The sequence below is a fragment of the Paenibacillus illinoisensis NBRC 15959 genome (assembly GCF_004000925.1).
Taxonomy (GTDB): Bacteria; Bacillota; Bacilli; order Paenibacillales; family Paenibacillaceae; genus Paenibacillus; species Paenibacillus illinoisensis.
The window spans coordinates 39734-59035 of the sequence record NZ_BIME01000012.1 but is presented as its reverse complement, the minus strand read 5'-3'; the positions used below and the strand labels follow the sequence as shown (position 1 = coordinate 59035).

General features: G+C 49.1%; 17 protein-coding genes. 5 read left to right on the top strand and 12 right to left on the bottom strand.

Annotated elements, in window-relative coordinates:
• Positions 1 to 62: 62 nt before the first annotated feature.
• The 5 genes from PIL01S_RS23955 to PIL01S_RS23935 all read right to left on the bottom strand — a co-directional run bounded on the left by PIL01S_RS23955 (position 63) and on the right by PIL01S_RS23935 (position 8498).
• Complete coding sequence (locus PIL01S_RS23955; RefSeq protein ID WP_127539746.1) at positions 63 to 1106, bottom strand: hypothetical protein; 1044 nt, start codon at positions 1104 to 1106, stop codon at positions 63 to 65.
• 48 nt (positions 1107 to 1154) lie between these two features.
• A complete protein-coding gene (locus PIL01S_RS23950) occupies positions 1155 to 2852 on the bottom strand; it encodes a DUF6138 family protein (protein ID WP_127539744.1) in 1698 nt (565 codons plus the stop codon).
• A 529-nt stretch (positions 2853 to 3381) separates the two neighbouring features.
• On the bottom strand, positions 3382 to 5025 hold the full coding sequence (locus PIL01S_RS23945; protein ID WP_127539740.1) for an extracellular solute-binding protein: 1644 nt from the start codon (positions 5023 to 5025) through the stop codon (positions 3382 to 3384).
• Positions 5026 to 5167: 142 nt separating this feature from the next.
• Entirely contained in the window at positions 5168 to 6760 is a 1593-nt protein-coding gene (locus tag PIL01S_RS23940) for a response regulator transcription factor (RefSeq protein ID WP_164764333.1), read from the bottom strand.
• On the bottom strand, positions 6735 to 8498 hold the full coding sequence (locus tag PIL01S_RS23935; RefSeq protein ID WP_127539736.1) for a sensor histidine kinase: 1764 nt from the start codon (positions 8496 to 8498) through the stop codon (positions 6735 to 6737). Before PIL01S_RS23935 ends, PIL01S_RS23940 begins: the two co-directional genes overlap by 26 nt.
• A gap of 248 nt (positions 8499 to 8746) precedes the next feature.
• On the opposite strand from PIL01S_RS23935, the gene PIL01S_RS23930 reads away from it, so the two are divergent.
• Both PIL01S_RS23930 and PIL01S_RS23925 read left to right on the top strand, forming a co-directional pair.
• Positions 8747 to 9712 (top strand): ABC transporter permease, encoded by a 966-nt coding sequence (locus PIL01S_RS23930; protein WP_095361708.1) that lies wholly within the window; start codon positions 8747 to 8749, stop codon positions 9710 to 9712.
• 34 nt (positions 9713 to 9746) lie between these two features.
• Positions 9747 to 10625, top strand: a complete 879-nt coding sequence (locus PIL01S_RS23925; protein ID WP_095292286.1) for a carbohydrate ABC transporter permease — start codon at positions 9747 to 9749, stop codon at positions 10623 to 10625.
• 26 nt (positions 10626 to 10651) lie between these two features.
• On the opposite strand, the gene PIL01S_RS23920 is transcribed toward PIL01S_RS23925, so the two are convergent.
• Together PIL01S_RS23920 and PIL01S_RS23915 are read right to left on the bottom strand one after the other, a co-directional pair.
• Positions 10652 to 10852: an aspartyl-phosphate phosphatase Spo0E family protein gene (locus PIL01S_RS23920; protein WP_127539734.1), complete on the bottom strand. Its 201-nt coding sequence runs from the start codon at positions 10850 to 10852 to the stop codon at positions 10652 to 10654.
• 209 nt (positions 10853 to 11061) lie between these two features.
• Positions 11062 to 11385 (bottom strand): ArsR/SmtB family transcription factor, encoded by a 324-nt coding sequence (locus PIL01S_RS23915; protein WP_127539732.1) that lies wholly within the window; start codon positions 11383 to 11385, stop codon positions 11062 to 11064.
• Between the two features lie 212 nt (positions 11386 to 11597).
• On the opposite strand from PIL01S_RS23915, the gene PIL01S_RS23910 reads away from it, so the two are divergent.
• Positions 11598 to 12977 carry an MFS transporter gene (locus PIL01S_RS23910; RefSeq protein WP_127539730.1) on the top strand — a complete coding sequence of 460 codons (1380 nt, stop codon included), beginning with the start codon at positions 11598 to 11600 and terminating at the stop codon, positions 12975 to 12977.
• Positions 12978 to 13104: 127 nt separating this feature from the next.
• Here PIL01S_RS23910 and PIL01S_RS23905 read toward each other — a convergent pair whose 3' ends face one another.
• The 3 genes from PIL01S_RS23905 to PIL01S_RS23895 form a co-directional block, all read right to left on the bottom strand.
• Complete coding sequence (locus PIL01S_RS23905; protein WP_127539728.1) at positions 13105 to 13554, bottom strand: nuclear transport factor 2 family protein; 450 nt, start codon at positions 13552 to 13554, stop codon at positions 13105 to 13107.
• A 247-nt stretch (positions 13555 to 13801) separates the two neighbouring features.
• On the bottom strand, positions 13802 to 14206 hold the full coding sequence (locus tag PIL01S_RS23900; protein WP_127539726.1) for an Rrf2 family transcriptional regulator: 405 nt from the start codon (positions 14204 to 14206) through the stop codon (positions 13802 to 13804).
• 119 nt (positions 14207 to 14325) lie between these two features.
• Positions 14326 to 15162, bottom strand: a complete 837-nt coding sequence (locus tag PIL01S_RS23895; RefSeq protein ID WP_127539723.1) for an AraC family transcriptional regulator — start codon at positions 15160 to 15162, stop codon at positions 14326 to 14328.
• 118 nt (positions 15163 to 15280) lie between these two features.
• Here PIL01S_RS23895 and PIL01S_RS23890 point away from each other — a divergent pair, with 118 nt between their 5' ends.
• The gene (locus PIL01S_RS23890) at positions 15281 to 16285 is read left to right on the top strand and encodes a Gfo/Idh/MocA family protein (protein WP_127539722.1); all 1005 of its coding nucleotides are present in this window, start codon (positions 15281 to 15283) and stop codon (positions 16283 to 16285) included.
• A gap of 18 nt (positions 16286 to 16303) precedes the next feature.
• Positions 16304 to 17251, top strand: coding sequence for an aldo/keto reductase (locus PIL01S_RS23885; RefSeq protein WP_095361701.1), 948 nt, complete (start codon positions 16304 to 16306; stop codon positions 17249 to 17251).
• A 185-nt stretch (positions 17252 to 17436) separates the two neighbouring features.
• On the opposite strand, the gene PIL01S_RS23880 is transcribed toward PIL01S_RS23885, so the two are convergent.
• Both PIL01S_RS23880 and PIL01S_RS23875 read right to left on the bottom strand, forming a co-directional pair.
• Entirely contained in the window at positions 17437 to 18456 is a 1020-nt protein-coding gene (locus PIL01S_RS23880; RefSeq protein ID WP_127539721.1) for a Gfo/Idh/MocA family protein, read from the bottom strand.
• Between the two features lie 65 nt (positions 18457 to 18521).
• Positions 18522 to 19298: a sugar phosphate isomerase/epimerase family protein gene (locus tag PIL01S_RS23875; protein WP_095292272.1), complete on the bottom strand. Its 777-nt coding sequence runs from the start codon at positions 19296 to 19298 to the stop codon at positions 18522 to 18524.
• Positions 19299 to 19302: the final 4 nt, after the last annotated feature.

The window sequence follows — 19302 nt, the reverse complement described above, 5'->3', positions numbered from 1 at the left end:
AATGAGAAGCAAAAAATAAAAAGCAGCAAGGACCGAATATTCCCAGCTGCTTCTTATCGTCTTCAGGTCAGATCGGTTAAACGAATAACTCTTCTATAATACATGGAATCCATCCAATCCTCCCACTCCAGTTCATTGGCATTGCTGTCACGATAATATACAGCAGCGGCAGGGAGATAACCAACCAAAGGACCCATGCCGCCACAGATCATCCCGCCGCCATCGCCGCCTTTGGGCAGCACTTCTCCAGACGGATTCATCGTCAATTCAACTTTGTACGGATCTCCGGCAAACTGGAGGCCAAAAAAATTCGGCAGCTCCAAATCATACGGTATTTCATCCTCTTCAACGAGCGACAGGTCCGTCTCGATCGATTCACCTACGATCTCAGTCAGCCCTTCCAAGCGTCCAAAATGCTTCAACTTCATCGTATAATCGAAACTGTCGCCCCAGGGAAATAACGTACGACAGCCACCCCCGTACAAATACTCCCATTCATCTTCGGTGAGCAAACTAAAACCCGCGTTAGCTTGTTCCTCCAGCAAGGCTTCAAGCGTAAGCTCCTCATTGTATAGTTGTATCCGGACTTTCTCACCCTGACGCTCCAGGCGAAACGCCTGATACTGCTCCAATCCCTTAAGATCAGAATGCTTGAATTTCTCCAGCTCTGCCGCAAACTCAGATCCATGTACTGCGAGTGCTTCTTCTTCGGTAACTTCAATCCAACCAAGTGATTGTATCTGGCATTCCACCAGCATTGGAGCGATAGCTGCTTCTCTCACAGGTGACATCTGGCTCGTCAGAAAAGAATCCACATCCTCTACGCCATACTCACTTACCGTCTCAGATAGATCTGCCGAAGTCTCTTCATTCATGCCATCCTGCCACTGATTCCACCCTAAGGTCACACGGTCTCCAGGTACAAACACAAACTCTCGCCCTGCGTGCAAAAATAACCCCGTTTCAGTTCGCTGACCGAACCGTTCAAACGTTCTTACACCGATATATTCCATCCCCGCCGGACATAAGGCAATCATCCCGTGCAGCAGCTTTTCTTTTTCTTGAACAGATAACCCAGTCCACATACCACGAGTCAATGCTTCCATGGCTCTCCGCCTTTCCGGATGCTCTTCCATTCCTTGATGGCTAAGCCCCTATTTACCTGCAGCCTGCAGGAGGTCGAGCAGCAGCTCTTTCCGTTTCCCTTCTGCCTTACGGGCCAGACCTGCAAGCTTCTCCACTTTGCCCCAGATTGGATATATCACACGCTCCACTTCATAGGTTTCCAGACTGCTGATCTGCTGCACCATAAGCGCAAGCTTCTCTTCACTTTCCAGTTCCGGCTGGAGCTTCAGCTTCAAGCCATCCGTCGAACGTCGTAGGCAGGCAACCAATGCAGGTGCAGAGCTAGCGGTTATACCATGCTTTTCGGCAAAGGTAGCAGTGAATTTATCCTGCACCAATTGGTGTTCGTCGTCCACTTCTCCCATATAAAATTCAACCAAAGGGAAATACGTCTCGTCTGCAAGCCCCAGTCCAAACGTGGCATAGCTGCCTGGCATACAGTTCTTCTCCCCCTCCGTGTCACCGTACCATTCAAATTCTTCAATGGCTTCCCGAGCGTACTCTTCAAGAAGTGGATGCAAGTTCGAATACGCCAGTGCACTCGCGAAGAACCGATGAGTATCCGACTTGGCGAGTCCCTTCACCAGCAAATATTGTTTTGCCTTGGATTTGAGCTTGATCTTATAGCTCTTAGGGAAGCCTTGCTTCAATAAGCGAATAATGAATGCCAGTGCCTGTTCGTAGGCAGCTGCTTCCTCCTTGCGGATAACGATTGTAATGGTAGAGAACACATCATTGGCTGTGCATTCCACCAGTTCACTTTTCAAATGAATATCTTCCTTCGCATAAGCCCCGCTGCCTTCCGTCATCATTCGAACTGCACGGTCGCTCCCCAGCTGTTTCGCCAGTTCCAGGAAGGTAAGGCCTGTCGGTTTGCTGTAGCTGGGCTCAAAACGCAGAATCATGACCGCTGCGTACAGCAGCAGATCGATAGGCTGGGCCTCTTGCTGCCCATGGTTCTTAACTTCTCCATGAGACTCATTCTGTTCCAGAACGGCGCCTGGCTTGAGTGCATATTCATTAGACCTATACTCCGATAACTGAATATCATAATACTGTGGCAAAAATTGATTCTCTGCCCAATCCTTCAATGCACGAATGATATTGCCGCGATGCTCCGCCAGGGCATCCTGACGCCCTTTATTCAATTCCTGAATGCGGTCATATTGAGCTATAATCCATGCAATATTGGGACTCGGAAACAGCTCTCGATCAAGCAAATGACGCGTCAAAAAAAAGGACTCCAGCGGTTTCGTTGGATATGTACCGTTCTCCAGCTTTTGTTCCACATAGGTATGAATGCGTTCCAGCAGCTGCTCTTTCTTCTCTTCATTGATATATTCAAATAGCGTCAATTGCAGCTTCCCTTCGGTCGTTGGAAATTTCCCGCGAAAGGTGAAACGATAGTCGATCAGTGGTGTATCTCCCAGCTCATCCAATCTTCTCTGGATCACTTCTACAAGCTGAGGCTGAATTTCGCTTCGCACCTGCTCTTCCGTAAATGAACCTGCGTTCCTTGATTTCAAGCCATCATCCAACCCGAGATCCAGGCTGTCAACCGTTGTGCGTCCAGGTCTGTAATCCAGTAAAACATCACCCAGGATCCCCATCTGCAGCGTGGTTCGCTTCACTACCTTGTCCAAGTCGCTTCGCTTCTCCTGTTCATCAAACCATTCATGAATGGCGCCTATCATCTCTTCCATGGCCTGATCATATAGTGTACTCATCTAATTTCCTGCCTTTCGTAATTAAACTCTATCGAATAACAGCTCATGTTCTATTTCTTCAGGATCGCTCCATAGATCTCGCAAGTGAAAATACGTATTGACGTTCGCATAACACCTATTATTTTACTCTCTCATGCACACCTGGAACAATAAGACTTATGCACGGTTGTTGGCTAAGAAAATAGATGATCTCTCCTTCTGCACCTGTCTTTGCATCCTGTCCTCATACCAAAAAAACACCGGAGTCAGGCGACTTTCCGCCTAAATCCGGTGTATTCACGAAACCCTCACTCTTCTTTTAATACTTTAGTACGACTCCAACCTTATAGTTGAAATAGATTGTACATATCAGCCACTGCGAGTACAGAAAACCTTCCGATTGCTGTTATCCCCAGATTCCTTTGATCCGATGAATAGAGGAAGAAATCCGGTGATAAAGGCAACCGCTTCGCTTCTCCAGGTCTTTTCTGTCCTCTCCGTTCTCATGTCAATTTGACAGTTCAATTCATACCGTAAACCGTTTACCGTATTAATTCACGGTCTTAAACCATTCGTTTACTTCGGCGGTAATATCGTCGCCACCCATCGACTTCCACTTCGTTACAAACGCATCGAATTCCTCAATGCCAACCTGCCCATAGATGATTTTGCTGAACGTATCCTTCTCCAGCTTGTCGAGCGCATCCTTCTTCATCTTCATTGTATCGGTTGGCGCACCTGTGAACTTGTTCTTAATCGCATCATCCTTATGTGCAACGACAACTTGAGCTGCAGCAAATACTTCCGGTTTGTTGGCAATGCTCGTATTTTTCTCAAAAGGTGTTTCAGGCTCCTTGCCTGTCGCGAGTTCTGCGAGCGTATCCATCATCAGGTTCGGAATCCGCGCCCCGTCATAGGTAATCGTGTATTTCAGCGGCGATACGCCATCTTTCACTTCAGCTTCGCCCACGACTTTGCCGTCCACGATGTCATAATCATATCCTTGGGCAAACCCATGCTCGAACTCGCTGCCCACCTCCGGATTGGCAAAGTTATCGAACAGATAATTCTGATAGGTGAAGAACACTTCCGGGTTAGCCATATCCTTGTTGATCAACACAACCCCGTTGCTGGCCCCGGAACCATGATGATGACTCTCACCCGTCGGGCCGGTTGGCAGAGCGATGGCTTTATAGGTGGCACCGTCCACATTTTTCTTCACGTCATCAATTGGCCAGTTAGGCATCCAGTGCGGACCCACGATGATCCCGGCCTTGCCTGCCGTAAACAGTTCAGCTGCCTTGATCTCATCATATACGCCAGCTTCCTTGGGCAGATAACCTTTGGAGAGCCAGTCTTTCATTGTAGCAAGACCTTCCTTCACTCCGGGCTGCACCGAGCCGTATTGCAGTGTTCCGTCTTCAGCCTCGTTCCATTGTCCTGGCATCGTGTTATACATGCCGAAGATCCAGCCGGATTCCGTCATCCATGTATTCAGCGCATTCTTCATGCCGACGGTCAAACCATACGTATCCTTCTTGCCATTACCATCCGGGTCCTGATTCGTAAATGCATCCATGACCGCAACCAGCTCATCGATCGTTTTCGGTTCTTCCAGTCCCAGCTTCTTCAGCCAGTCTTCCCGGATAAACATCACCGGATCGGCATAGTCGAAGATCGGAATGCCATAACGCTGGCCCTCATACATGTAAGGATACCATTCCTCCGGTGCCGATTCGGATGCCTGTTTCCACGTGTCAGATGCATATTTATCAAACAGTGCACCCGCATCAGCAAACTTGCCGGACTCAATCAATTCACGCACCAGGTTGTAGTCCCCACGGATGGAGACGATATCCGGCAGCTCCTCGTTGGCAGACAGAGACAGGCGGAGCTTCGTATAAAAGGCGTCATTAGTCACGGACACAGCCCATGGTGTGGTCAGCTCTATGCCGAGACGCTCCTTGGCCCATTTGGTATGCACATTGCTCTGTGCCGTTTCCCCGTTCTTAAACTTCGTGTCATCGTTCCAAGCCCGCAAGTAGCTCATCTGAACCGCTGGTTCGTACTTCCCGTTCTGCATCGCAAGCGGCGCAGCCGCTTCCTTCGCAGGCTCCTCTTTGGCCCCCGAACTGCATGCTGTTACAGCAACCATGGTTAATGCAAGCACTGCCGTCATCATCTTTTTATACATGAACTAACCCCTCCTCAGGTAACTTTGGATACCCTTTGTGCATCTCGCATCATCCATCCATGCTTCATGCACCTTACATGAAAAGGATAGTGCAGCCGGGGAGGCAAACATATATCACAATTTCAATGTTCATATTGATTTGTTAACCGTTCCGAAAATCCTGTGGTGTCAGGCCATAATGCTTGCGAAACACTTGAATGAAGTAAGGGGTATTGTTATAGCCCACTTCCTGGCCGACTTCATAGATCTTCATCCCGGTATGCTTCAGCAGGTGCACGGCACGTTCCATTCTGGAGCGAATAATGTAATCACTGATGCCTTCGCCAGTGGACTGCTTGTACATTTTGGACAAATACACCGGATGCAGATGCACCTCTCCCGCAATGACCTGCAGGGACAGATCTTCTCCCAGATGATGGTCAATCCAGTGCTGTACCTGCCGAATCAAGGTGGACCCGCTCTCTTGACCCGAGTCTTGGGTACGCTCTGTCCATTGCTGCATGACGTTCCGGGTCCATGCCTCCAGGCTCCGCAGCGATACACCATAACCATCCTTCAGCAGCTGCTGATATTGTTCTCCAAGCACATCGGATAACTGTTTGCCTTCCCGGTGAGCCATATAAGAGAAAGCGGCCGCCAGATAATGAAAGGCAACGTAGACATGCTCCGGAAATACACTGCCTGATAGCTCGGCAAAGATCTGATCGATCTTGCGATGTGCATCCTCCATTCTCCCGGCTTCCAGCAGCGTTGTCAGACCAGGTGGTTCATAGAGCGCAGTAAGTGATTTCAAGGAGGCTCCGTGCGAGCTGGTTGCTGCATTCAGATGCAATCCTTTCCCTGCTTCACTCTGCTTCCGCAAGGCACTTACAGCCTGGTGATATAGCTGCGGTACCTGCTGCGGAAAACGGCCTGTTTTGCTGACCGATAGCGAGATTGTTGCATTCAAATACTGCTTCACACTGTGTATCAATCGATCGCCCAGACGTCCCATCAGCAGTTCCGGTTCAGACTGTGCCTGTTTCGGACTGGCCATGAACACCAGGTCATCATACGCATCATCGGTATGGCAGAGATGGTAGCTGCTGCTGAAGATTTCTTCCACCACATTGGATATGGCGTATTTCATTAATCGAAATGCCTTGTGCGTTGGCTGTGGGTCATCATAACGGATCAGCAGCAGCTGCATTTTATCCTGGGGCAGGAAGCCGATCTCCAATTGTTTCAGCTTGCTCACGAGCTCATCTTCGGCAAACTTGCGCCCGAGCAGCACATCCTTCATTAACTCGGCCCTTTTCTCCGGCAAATGCTCCCTTACTGAATACATGGCACGCTGATGCAGCTGCTGTTTCTCTCCTTCCAACCGGATCTGCACGGAGGCCTGCTGCACAGCTTCGATCAATTCTTCATCGCGCACCGGCTTAAGCAGATAACTTACCGTTCCATGTTTAAGGGCTTGTTTTGCGTAATCAAAAGAGGCATGACCCGATAAAATAATGCATTTGGTCTGCTCCCACTTTTGCCGAATATGACTCACGAGATCCAGTCCCGACAGGCCCGGCATACGGATATCTGTAATGATGATATGAACTTGATGGGCAGCCATCTGCTGCAACGCTTCCTTGACCGAATATGCCTTATATACCTGACCGATGCCATATTCCCTCCATGCGATAGAGGAAGCGATGGATTCCACCGCTGAGTGTTCGTCATCCACGACCATTAGATTCATCATGAGATTGTTCCTCCTCCTCAAACCATCGTATTTCCACACTAAGTCCCCCGTAAGGAATCGCTGCAAAATGAAGCCCGGATGAATGCCCATATCGTGTAACCAGACGCTGGTGCACGTTCCAGGTGCCGGTACCGATCTCCTCACCCATCGGCTCGTTCACTTCCCGTTCCAACTCTTCAATCTCTTCGGATGTCAACGTAACCCCATCGTTATCCACGAACAAACTGTAGCGGTTGAAGGATTTCCCTTGGATTTGCTCTTTGGCCGACATTCCGGTCACCACGATATGGCCACTGCCTTCGCTTGGTTCAATGCCATGAATAACAGCATTCTCCACTATCGGCTGAATGAGCAGCCTTGGAATCTGCTGCTGCATCAGCTCCTGCGGTACAGCAATTTCGTAGGATAAACGATTGGTCCGCATCTGCTGTATGGATAGATAATTATCCAGCAGACGAATTTCCTCCTCTACCGTTGTCATGTCATTCTCATCCCGGGTGATGTACCGGTAGTAATCCCCCAGACTCAGCGACATCGCAATAACGGCTTCCGAATGACCGAGCTGGGTCATATTTTTAATATAGAACAGGCAGTTGTACAGGAAGTGCGGATTGATCTGTGACTGCAAATGCTTGAGTGTAGCTTCTCTTGAACGAATGCGTTCCTCGTACACCTTTTCGATCAATTCCTGAATTTGTTCCGCCATATGATTGAAGCTCTGGGTCAGGTAAGCAAATTCATCGCGTGAATGATCCACCGGAATTCGGGTCGAGAGCTGGCCTTTGCGAATCTGCTGCAGCCCCTGCATCAGGCGATAGATGGGAATCTGTACCTTGCGGTAGAGCAATAATGCCGCCCCGATGCTTAAGGCCAGCAGGAGGAGTATGGATGTAACAAACATGTTCCGGCTCTTATCCATTGGAGTGAGCAGATCATCCAGTACAACGGGATTCACATAGACGCCATGAAGCTGTTTGGAAGGAACATAACTCACCAGATACTGCTTGCCACCGGCCTCCAGCTGGTGATTCCCCTCGCTGTCGAGCCCGTTCAACGGCATATTTTCCATAATGGCCTGGACCAGATCAGGGTCAGCACTGCGATTTAATAAGGGATCATTGCCTGGCACGTACAGAAAAGGGTCTCCTCCCTGCGCCTCCTTGAAGTCGTCCAGCATGGCAACAATATTCATCGGATCAAAATTAATCTCCATCACGGTCCGAACCCCTGTCGTCGCTGGCTTGGCATTCCACTCGTAATTGTCCGTGAAAAAAAACGTGAATCCTCCCTCATCCAATTGCCACTGGCCAGGCTGGGGATACTCCAGCATGTTCTCATTGAAGACGGTTCGGCTTGCCTTGGTGGATAACACCAGTTCTGCCTGCGGAAGCAGGATTGTTATGTCGTTTTTCCAGCGGCTGGTGGACTGGTATAACGATAATTTGTCGAGAATGTCGAGATAGATGCTGTTCTTCTCATACTGGCTGGTCGTTTCCGTCATGTAACGGTAATGCAGTATGCTGGGGTCCCTCAGAAGGGTAAGCCCATAGAGCGAGAGCTGCTCAATATTTTTATCTACCTGGGAGCTGAAATAATTGAATTGGTTCAAGCTCGATTGCTGTTTCTCGTCCACGACCATGTCCACGTTCGCCTGGTTGGCATAGGTATAGAGCAGCAAGATGGGCACCAGCAGGCAGATCAGCAGAATGACCGTTTTTGCAAATACTGTGAATTTCATCGTTTCACCCTGTCTCGAGATATAATCGAACGTGTTCGAAGTCCTATTTTATATTGAAAACCCTTTCATATCTATATTGATTTTGAAAGTGTGGATGGCCTCAACAGGTTAACAAATCAACATTCGCCTTGAAATGTTGGTCTATAGCGCACCCTTTTCCATTGCTATAATTCAGTTGCTCCACTTTTTGCAAGAGGCCGAAATGCCTCACCATGCGGAGGCTGGACGATACATAAGGAGGGACACTGATGGCTATGGAACAACCATTAACAACCAACACACCGGTACGGCAGGCGATACGCAATCCACGCAAACGTACCCGCTGGAACTTCAAACGCACATGGCCGCTGCACCTGATGCTGCTGCCTGCTGTACTGCTCACATTGCTGTTCGCCTATGTACCCATGGGCGGCATTATTATTGCTTTTCAGGATTTCAAACCGTGGCTGGGATTCACGGGCTCCAAATGGGTGGGATGGGATAACTTCCGGTTCATGTTCGAGTATCCGGACAGTGTACAGGTGATCTGGAACACCGTGCTGATTGCTTCCATGAAAATTGTGGCTGGCCTGGTGGCCCCGGTGGTATTCGCCATTTTGCTGAATGAGGTACGAAACTCCACCTTCAAACGGTTCTCACAGACACTCGTGTACCTGCCCCACTTCCTGTCCTGGGTTGTACTAGGCGGTATTCTGCTCGACATGCTGTCCCCAGAGGGTGGACTAGTGAATCAGGTGCTGGCAGCTGCAGGGATTGAACCAATTTTCTTTCTCGGAGATGGTGACTGGTTTCGGGTAACGGTTGTCATCAGTGATGTATGGAAGGAATTCGGATTTGGCACGATCGTATTTCTGGCTGCGCTTGCGGGGATTAATCCGGCTCTCTATGAGGCTTCCGAGGTGGACGGGGCAACACGGCTCAAGCAGACGCTGCACATTACGCTGCCTGCCCTGGTGCCGATGATTATCGTGGTGGGAACGCTGTCCCTTGGCAATATTCTGAATGCAGGATTTGACCAGATTTTCAATCTGTACAACCCGCTCGTGTATGAGAAAGGTGACATTATCGACACGTTTGTGTACCGGATGGGTATCCTGAATGGCAAAATGAGCTTCGCAACAGCGGTCGGACTATTCAAGTCTTTTGTCGCGATGTTCCTGGTCATTACCGCCTATCGGATGGCTTACAAAATCGCCAATTACCGCATTTTCTAAGGGGTTTAGCATACTGCATTAAGGGGGAATCAAGGTGTATCACAAAACGACCGGATACCGGATATTCAATGGCTTCAACCTGTTCTTCATTGCGGCCGTTTCACTGCTGTGTGTGCTGCCGCTCGTTCATATTCTGGCGGTCTCTTTCAGCGGCAAGGCGGCAGCCTCCGCCAATCTGGTCACACTCTGGCCGATTGATTTTACCGTAGACGCCTATACCAAAACGTTTGGTAACAGCAACTTTCTCAGTGCGCTCTGGATCTCGGTTCAGCGTACCGTTCTTGGAACACTGCTCAGTATGGTGCTGGTCATTCTGACGGCATATCCATTATCAAAAGAAAGTCTTCATTTCAAAGGACGCTCTATGTATGCTTGGTTTTTCATCTTCACGATGCTGTTCAGCGGTGGGCTGATCCCGTCTTACATTTTGATTCAAAAGCTGGGGCTAATCAACACGCTGTGGGCACTGATTTTGCCAGGAGCAGTTGCGGTCTGGAACCTGATTCTGATGATGAACTTCTTCCGTAATGTTCCGAAAGAGCTGGAAGAGGCGGCTTTCATTGATGGGGCTAACCATATTACAACCTTGTTCCGGATCTATCTGCCGGTGTCCATGCCCGCGATTGCGACGATCTCGCTATTCACCATGGTGGGCCAATGGAACTCCTGGTTTGACGGGCTCATCTATATGAATGATGCTTCCAAATATCCGCTGGCTACGTTGATGCAGACCATTATCGTACAGCAGGATTTCTCCAACATGAATGTGGATGCCACGCAGCTTCAGAACATGTCTCAACGTACGGTCAATGCTGCTCAGATCTTCATTGGCGCGCTGCCGATCCTGCTCGTGTATCCGTTCCTGCAGCGTTTCTTCGTCAAGGGGATTGTGCTTGGGGCGGTAAAAGAATAGAACGAACGCGAATTATTGTCGCATCATCACATCCCGGGGCTTTTGTCTCGGGGTGTTTTTCCGTTTAGACGAATGGATTTGTTATATTCATTAATTAACTCATCCAGAATCATCGATTGACGAATGACCTCCGGATGCATTAATTCCGCATGTGAATTTGCGATCTGGTAGAGTCTTTGCCGTGCCTTTTCGATACATTCCTGAATGGTTTCCGGATTATGCACCATACTCCCGCCCCCTGTTGTCCTTCAATATCCATCACCCAAAAAAGACCATCTATTATAATATTCGGAACATGGAGGGCTGCGGATTACCCCAAAATTAAAATTTGTATATTTTTTCTTGTACAGGCTGAAATAAGTAGGTGTATTAAAGGGGCTTCCCCCAAGTAGGCATAAAAAAATGCCCCCTCTTCAGCTTGAAGAAAGGACAAGTTTTAGGACTGACGGGTGGACGCCTGGGCAGCGGCCTGCAACAAAGGCTGCATAAGGCCCGGGAATCGTGTTTCCAGATCTTCCAACCTCAATGTAAGAAAATGCTGGGTACCCTGCACCCTCACCCGAATGACGCCAGCTTCCCGCAGCGTGCGAATATGATGGGACATCGTGGACTTCACAACAGGTGCATTAAAATGACTGCAGGGCTGCTCTCCACTCTTGGCTGCTTCCGCAACAATACCAAGACGGATCGGATCACTTAAGGCATACAACACGGAAGAAAGTTCAATGTCCTCCAATTGAGGATGATGTAAAATTTTCATGATGTAGTCTCCTTTTTTCAGACTATCCATTGTATTTTAGCACAATTCCATGATATATTTCTAATGTTCGATACCAATCGAACTTTAATTTTTAATTTCGTCAATGGTTCCCCTGCTGTCAGGCACGGGATTCGCTGTATATCTCATTTTGCAAATGTTACATACCGTTTCTGAAATGTTGCGAAATTACACATTAGATCAAGGAGGTTTTCATGAATAACACCGCTACCGCATCATCCGGGGAACGAACGACCGGATTACAGGAAGGGTTAATTGTAAGTTTGCTCGGTTTCACGGTCGTTCTCGTCGTCATGAATACGATGATGTTCAACCTGGCCCTGCCCAAAATTGCAGCCGAATTCCAGCTCTCATCTGTTGCTTCTTCGTGGATTGTAACAGGTTATTCCATCGTTTTTGCCATATCGTCGATTACTTTTTCACGCCTGTCGGACTTTGTACCGATTCGGACGCTGTTTACAACCGGTCTCACTTTACTTGGTGCAGCATCGGTTCTGGGATTCTTCAGCAATCACTTCATTCTCCTGCTCTGTGCACGCCTGATTCAGGCAGCAGGCGCCGCATCCGTGCCGGGACTTGCCATCGTGCTCATCACGCGTTACGTTCCGAGTGACCGCCGGGGTAAATCCATGGCTGTGATTATGTCTGCCAGTTCCCTTGGTCTTGGACTTGGTCCTGTCATCGGCGGCAGCATTACTCAATTTCTTGGATGGCATGATCTCTTTATCGTTACGGGGTTAACGTTATTCCTGATCCCTGTGTTCTTCAAACTGCTTCCAAGTGAAATGCCGCAAAAGGGTTCGTTCGACTTGCTGGGTGCATTGCTTCTCGCGATCGGAACAACTGGCGTTCTTCTGTTCCTCACTTCACGTGAGTGGGTCACTCTTGTCGTGGGTGTCGTAGCACTTCTATTGTTCTGGTTACGGATTCGCCGTGCGGCTGATCCATTTGTTCAGCCAGCCCTGTTCAAAAACAAAAAATATATGATGCTCAGCTCGCTAGGGATCGTATCCTACATTAACAACTTTGCGACCCTGTTTCTTTTGCCGCAAATTCTGGCCCATCTGTACGCCCTGACACCAGCCCAATCCGGACTGGTTATCTTCCCTGGTGCAGTTGTCTCCATGCTGCTGTCCAACCGGATTGGCCGAATGATTGACAGACATGGCAATACACAGCTGCTTAGGTTTGCACCATGGCTGCTGCTCGCTGCCGCGGGATTGTTCGCTCTGTTTGCAGATAACAGCATCTATGCCATTATGGTCATTTATATCCTGCTGAGTGTAGGTTTCTCCGCTCTCACAACGAGCGTTTCCAACGAACTGTCCAATAACCTGACCATGGATCAGGTGGGTGCAGGCATGGGCCTGTTCCAACTTAGCCAGTTCTTCAGCGGTGCATTCAGTGTTGCCGTAACCGGCGTGGCTCTCACTGCGATGCAGCAGCTGTCCTTGTCGTCAGCCTACACGAATATTTTCTGGGGCATGACCGTGGTTGCTCTGGCATCCGTGATGTTCTCTTGGGTATACCTGTCCATGCAGTCCCGCAAAAAAGCTTCTTCCGCTTCGTCCTAAGCCAAGCTCTTAAGGAGTGACAGACTAGGTTAAGCTAGGATTCTCAATATAAAATAAGCCCCAAGGACATGGAACATGTTCTTGGGGCTTTTTGCTATTCTGATTTACTTTATATCTCCCATGATTACTATTCAAACAGATCCAAACGCAAACGCTTCAGGCTTGTATGCTTGATATACCATTGACCGTCGATCTGAACAAACGTCTCATGGTAGTGTCCAAATCCGTGGAAGGATTTGTTCTCATTGCCTTCGGGGAATGTCACCCAATCCTCCATCGGAGAAATAACCTTGGCTTCGTTCTCGGATACAAATTCAACCTCGGCGCTGTGTACGTGATGCACGGTTACAGCAACATCCACCAGGTCACGGAATACCTGCACGATGGTGTCACGGCCCGTTAATACCGGAATGGGGTTACCTTCCGTACTGAAATCAGCTACTGCATCCGGAGCAAACACATCGCCCAGTGCGTCCCACTGCTTCGTATCAATAAAGCGGCAATAGCGTGCCTTCGTGTTACGGATATTTTCGAGTGCAAGCAATTGTTCCAGTCCTGTGATGGTTGATTGGCTCATCTGTTGTCCCTCCAGAGATGTAATAGGTTTAAAAGATATGTATCTATTAATCTTCCTTATTGTACCATTGCGCTTGTATTAGGCACAACGGCATATTGCATGCTTGGCTTTCACTACGAAAAAAGTCCGAGGAGAGGCATGTTGCTCCATGCCTCTCCTCGGACTTTTGGATCTATTCGTACCTATATACAAAAGTAAAATGGTAAGCCGCACTCAGCTAGAAGCTGCTTCGCTCTTCACCCCAAAGTCACCTCTGATGCGCCTTCATTTCGGCAGCCAGCTCGGACATTTTCTTATTGCTTAGATAGTTCTCCATCTGTTCCTCGGCATGAATCATGACCTGCTGAATCAAACAGCCCTCGTTATGGTTCTGAGAGCATTCGAACAGGGAAGCCTGCCCTTCAATGGCGTGAATAATCTCCAGAAACGAAGGGTCCGGATTTTTGCGACTCAGACGATAGCCACCGTTGGCTCCGGAAGTCGATTCAATCATGCCCGCCTTAACAAGCTTGGTCAATATTTTGGACAGATAGGTTGGGGATACTTTCTGCAAATCAGCCAGTTGATGAACACTAACCAGCTGCTCCGGTTCTGTAATCACAAGGTGAAGCATGGTATGCAAGGCATAGTTGGTTGCTTTTGAATATTTCATGAGGGCACCTCATTGTATGCGGATTTAATTTATCCATAATAGACTTGATTGAGCTTGCTGTCAAACCCCAGAGGATCTGCGATTTCGCGGTTACTTGGAACCTCTATATATAGTAGTTATTAATTGTGATAAAGTCCTCGGTACTCCGTAGGTGTCATGCCTTCGTGCGCCATGAACTGGCGGTTGAAATAACTGGCGTTCGGGTATCCCGCCTCCTCGGCAATCTGTCCAATGTTGGCTGTTGGACGTTCGAGCAGCCACTGCTTCGCCATCTGCAGCCGGGAACGGGTTACGAATTCCATCGGAGTCATCTCGACAGCACTCTTGAACAATTTGCAAAAGTAATACGAGCTGACACCCGCCAGATCCGCCCAATCCTGAAGCAAAAACGGCTGACATGCCTCCTGCTGCATCTGCGGGAGCAATCCGAGAATGCGGTTCTCTGCTTGGCTTGTACGTGTATTTTTTAGTGGCACTGCATGCTGTACGAACTCGGCCAGGACCGCATACGTCAGAGTGGATAACTGAGCCGGGCGCAGCATCCGGTTCTGCTCAGCTTCGTCAAGCAAGGCCAGATGCGCTTCTTCCCAAGGGGCCTGCTGCCGCAGGGTCCACAGCAGATTGCGGTGCAGCCCCCGTTCGATCATATAGTCATGGAGACGTTCGCCATAAAAATGGACCCAGCGCACATCCCACGGATCATCCTCACTGCTGTAATAATGCTGACGCTGCTGCGGGAAATAGAGTACCGCCTGACCCGCCCGAAGCTCATGGATAATCCCGTCCACTTCCACATACCCCTTACCTGAAGCTACATAGTGAATATTGAAGTTATTAAGTGCACCGGCCTCCCGCAATACGGAATGCTCGGGGTGATCCACATAATGGCCAACGGACTCGGGATAACAAAAATATGGAATATCCTGAAGGGTTAGCAATACAGTCTGTCTCATCATGAATATTTCTCCTTGGCAAGCAATATTGTGTTAATAGATCTCAATATATTATCATTTTCATTCATCGATCTATTCCTTATAATCACAATATACATTCATCCACAGGAGGAAACAACTCATGAATTCAGATCGAAAATTACGCTGGGGCATTCTTGGTAGCGCTAGCATTGCCAAAGGTTCTGTCATTCCTGGTTTGCAGCAATCGGAGTTGAATGAAGTGGCGGCGATCGCAAGCCGGGACGAGGAAAAGGCGAAACAAACCGCTGATCAGCTTGGAATCCCCCAGGCTTACGGCAGCTATGAAGCACTGCTGGAGGACGACTCCATTGACGCTGTATATATTCCCCTTCCCAACCATCTTCACCGGGAGTGGACGATCCGCGCAGCTGAGGCGGGCAAACATATTCTGTGCGAGAAACCACTCGCATTAACCGAGCAGGAGGCACGCGAAATGGCGCAAGCCTGTGATGATGCCGGAGTACTGCTCGCCGAAGCGTTTATGTATCGGCATCATCCCCGTTACGACCAGATCAGAGATGTCATTGCCAGCGGTGAAATTGGGGAAATTCGCGGTATTCATAGTACATTTTCGTTCAACAATTCCGGTTCCGCAGGCAATGTCCGGTTCAAACGTGAATGGGGCGGCGGTGCTCTTTATGATATTGGCTGTTATTCCATCAGTGCAGCACGGCTGCTGCTTGGCCAGGAACCATCAGCGGTAACGGTCATTGGCATGTTCTCCCCTGAACACGACTATGTCGACATGATGGCCTCGGGATTACTTGAATTCAATGATCACGTCGGCGTCACGTTTGACAGCAGCATGTGGGCAGCATTCCGCAATACGCTGGAGGTGCTTGGATCGGATGGCATAATCGAGGTTCCATCCGCATTTATCAGCAATCCGGACCGCAGCTCGAACTTCTACGTTACAGCGGGCGGTGAACGCAGGGAAGTTGAGGTCCCTCAGGTCAACCACTATTCCCTGCAGGGGGATGATATGGCACGTGCCGTGCTTCAAGGTAAAAATATGCGTTTTGCTTCATCCGATGCGGTGGCCAATATGAAAGTACTTGAAGCTTGCCTTCGTTCTGCAGAGGAACGTACACGAATTACACTATAAGCGAGGATGGTGTGTACAATGGAATTCATTACAATTAATGGTGCAGGAAAACCGATTTCCCGGTTGATCAAAGGTACGGATTATTTTGTGCATGATGCTTACGAAAAAGCTGCAACGAACATGGATGCTTTTCTGGCAATTGGCGGAAATACCGTGGATACGGCTCACATCTATTGCGGCGGACAGAGTGAAGAAGTGCTCGGACGCTACATGCAAGAGCGCGGTAATCGCGATCAGGTCGTCATTCTGACAAAGGGTGCCCACCATGATATGAACGGTCCCCGTGTCAATGCCGACGCCATTCGCAGCGATCTGCTCACCAGCCTGGAACGTCTGCAGACTGATCATGTCGAATTGTATGCATTACACCGGGACGATCCAAACATTCCTGTTGGCATCATTCTTGAAGCACTGAATGAGCACATTGAGTCTGGTAAAATTGGTGCGATCGGTGCCTCCAACTGGACTTGGCAGCGTTTGGAGGAAGCCAACACGTATGCGGCTGCACATGGTCTGAAGGGCTTCACATTCAGCAGCCCGAATCTCAGCCTGGCCAAGGCGAACGAGCCGTTCTGGGCTGGCTGTGTATCAGCAGATGCAGAGACGCTGGCATGGCATGAACGGACACAGCTTCCGCTGCTGTCCTGGTCCTCGCAGGCACGCGGCTTCTTCACCGGTCGTTTCACACCTGAGGTACGTGACAATGCTGATCTGGTTCGTGTCTTCTACAGTGACGGCAATTGGGAAAGACTGCGCCGTGCCGGGGAATTGGCCGAAACGAAGAATACGACGGCCATTCAGATTGCATTAGCTTATGTATTGAATCAGTCCTTCCCAACCTGCGCATTGATCGGAGCTCAGAATCGCGATGAGCTGTTATCCTGTGACGAAGGCTCACGCCTGACTCTGACTGGTGACGAGATTGCCTGGCTTGATCTTGCGAGCGACGTCAAACCAGTTGTGTAACCGCAAGAACTGATTAAAAGCGGAAACGCTTCAAACGCAGTACAGTTTAAGAGACGGCCTCCCCACTTTCGATGCGGGAGGCCGTCTCTTTTCCTTACTAAAGTAAATAAAAAGAGGGCACCAACCAGAGAAACGCTGGAGGTACCCTCACATGAACATATATAATGACCTTGAACGGATCCGTCTTACAGTTTAACGATCTGACCTGTCTTCTCGGATTCGAAGGCTGCCAGAATGACCTGCAGGGAACGAAGACCTTCTTCACCGGAGATGCTTGGAGGCGTTTGAGTCACAATGGATTCCACAAATGCGTCAATAACGCCGCTTGGTACCTGCTTCTCATTTGTTGCCATCGCACCAACTTTGTACGTTTCAACCGTACCGTTCGTCAGCTCGACGATTACTTCGTCGCCTTCGACCGTACCGATTTTCATAACGCCATTCTCGCACCACAGAACCGTACTGTTGTCTCCTGCTCTGTATTGAGTCCAGCTGGCAACGAGTGTACCAATGGCACCACTCTTCATGCGAAGCAAGCATGTCGCATTGTCATCCACTTCCGTGCCTTCTTTGTGCAGGGTGCTGATGAACCCAGCCACTTCGGACACTTCATCGTTCAGCAAATAGCGGATGAAGTCAGACTTGTGCACGCCGAGATCACCCATGGCGCCCATAATTGCTTCTTCCTTACGGAAGAACCAGCTCTCTGCTCCGTCCACACTCCATGCTTCCGGTCCTGGATGACCAAAGGAAGTACGGAAGTTCAGCACTTTACCCAGTTTGCCGGAATCCAGAATTTCTTTTGCTTTGACGTGTGGAGGCATCAGGCGTTGGTTGTGTCCAACCATCAGATACACACCGTTTTTCTTGGCAGCTTCAATCATTTGCTCGCCTTCTTCGGTAGTAACAGCCATCGGCTTCTCAACCAGCACGTGCTTGCCTGCATTCGCAGCAGCAATGGCCATGGAGGCATGCAGATAGTTAGGTGTGCATACGCTAACAGCATCAACTGTTTCATTTGCAAGCAGTTCTTCGTAGCTGGAGTATGCTTTGCCGCCGTAAGTTTCGGCCATTTTCTCTGCACGCTCCACAATTGGATCGGCAAAAGCGACAAGCTCTACGTTTTCATTAGCAGCGTATTCTGGAATATGTCTGCGTTCAGCAATGGCTCCACAGCCGAATACAGCAACTTTAATTTTACTCATGGATTAATGTCCCCTTTGACAAATAGATTCAGCATTTGCTTCATTTAATGATTGGAATTGCTAGATTAAAATTGGTTCAGGTAGTTCTGTTTGAGCCAGTTGTAACTGTTGGCTACGCTTTCAAGTGGAGGATTCTGACATACATCCTGTTCCACGATCAGCCATTCCACGCCTGCGCTCGTTGATGCTTCAATAACTGCTGGCAGGTCAACCGAACCTTGTCCCAGTTCCAAGGTTTTCATCTGACCCTGTTCGTCTTTGCTGAAGTCCTTCAGATGGAGAAGCGGCAGACGGCCTGCATATTGATTAATATACTCGATCGGATTTTGTCCCGCAAATTGGACCCAACATACGTCCATTTCCACTTGTACAGCCTCAGGCGTCGTTTCAGCGAACATGGCATCGAAGGCATTTTTGTCGCCAACTTGGCCATGGAATTCGAAGTCATGGTTGTGATAACCAAAGATCAAACCTTGTTTCGCTGCTTCCGCACCATATTGCTGCAGTTCAGCGAACAACTTGGTCCAGCCTTCAGCATTGTCAGGGCGATCTTCAGGCATGAGGTAAGGACAGATCATATATTGAGCCCCAATCGTTTTGAGGTAATCAATTTGTTTTTGCAAATCTTCGCGCATCGCGTGCAGGGAAACGTGGCTGCTGAATCCTTTGAGGCCCAGCTCATCCAGCAATGCTTTCATCTCTTCGGCAGGAATGTCACCATAACCAGCGAATTCCACACCTTCATAACCAAGCTCTGCTACCTTGCGCAATGTGCCACGAAAATCTGCTGCAGTTTCATCACGGAGGGTGAACAATTGCAAACCAATATTAAGTTTTTTCATGAAT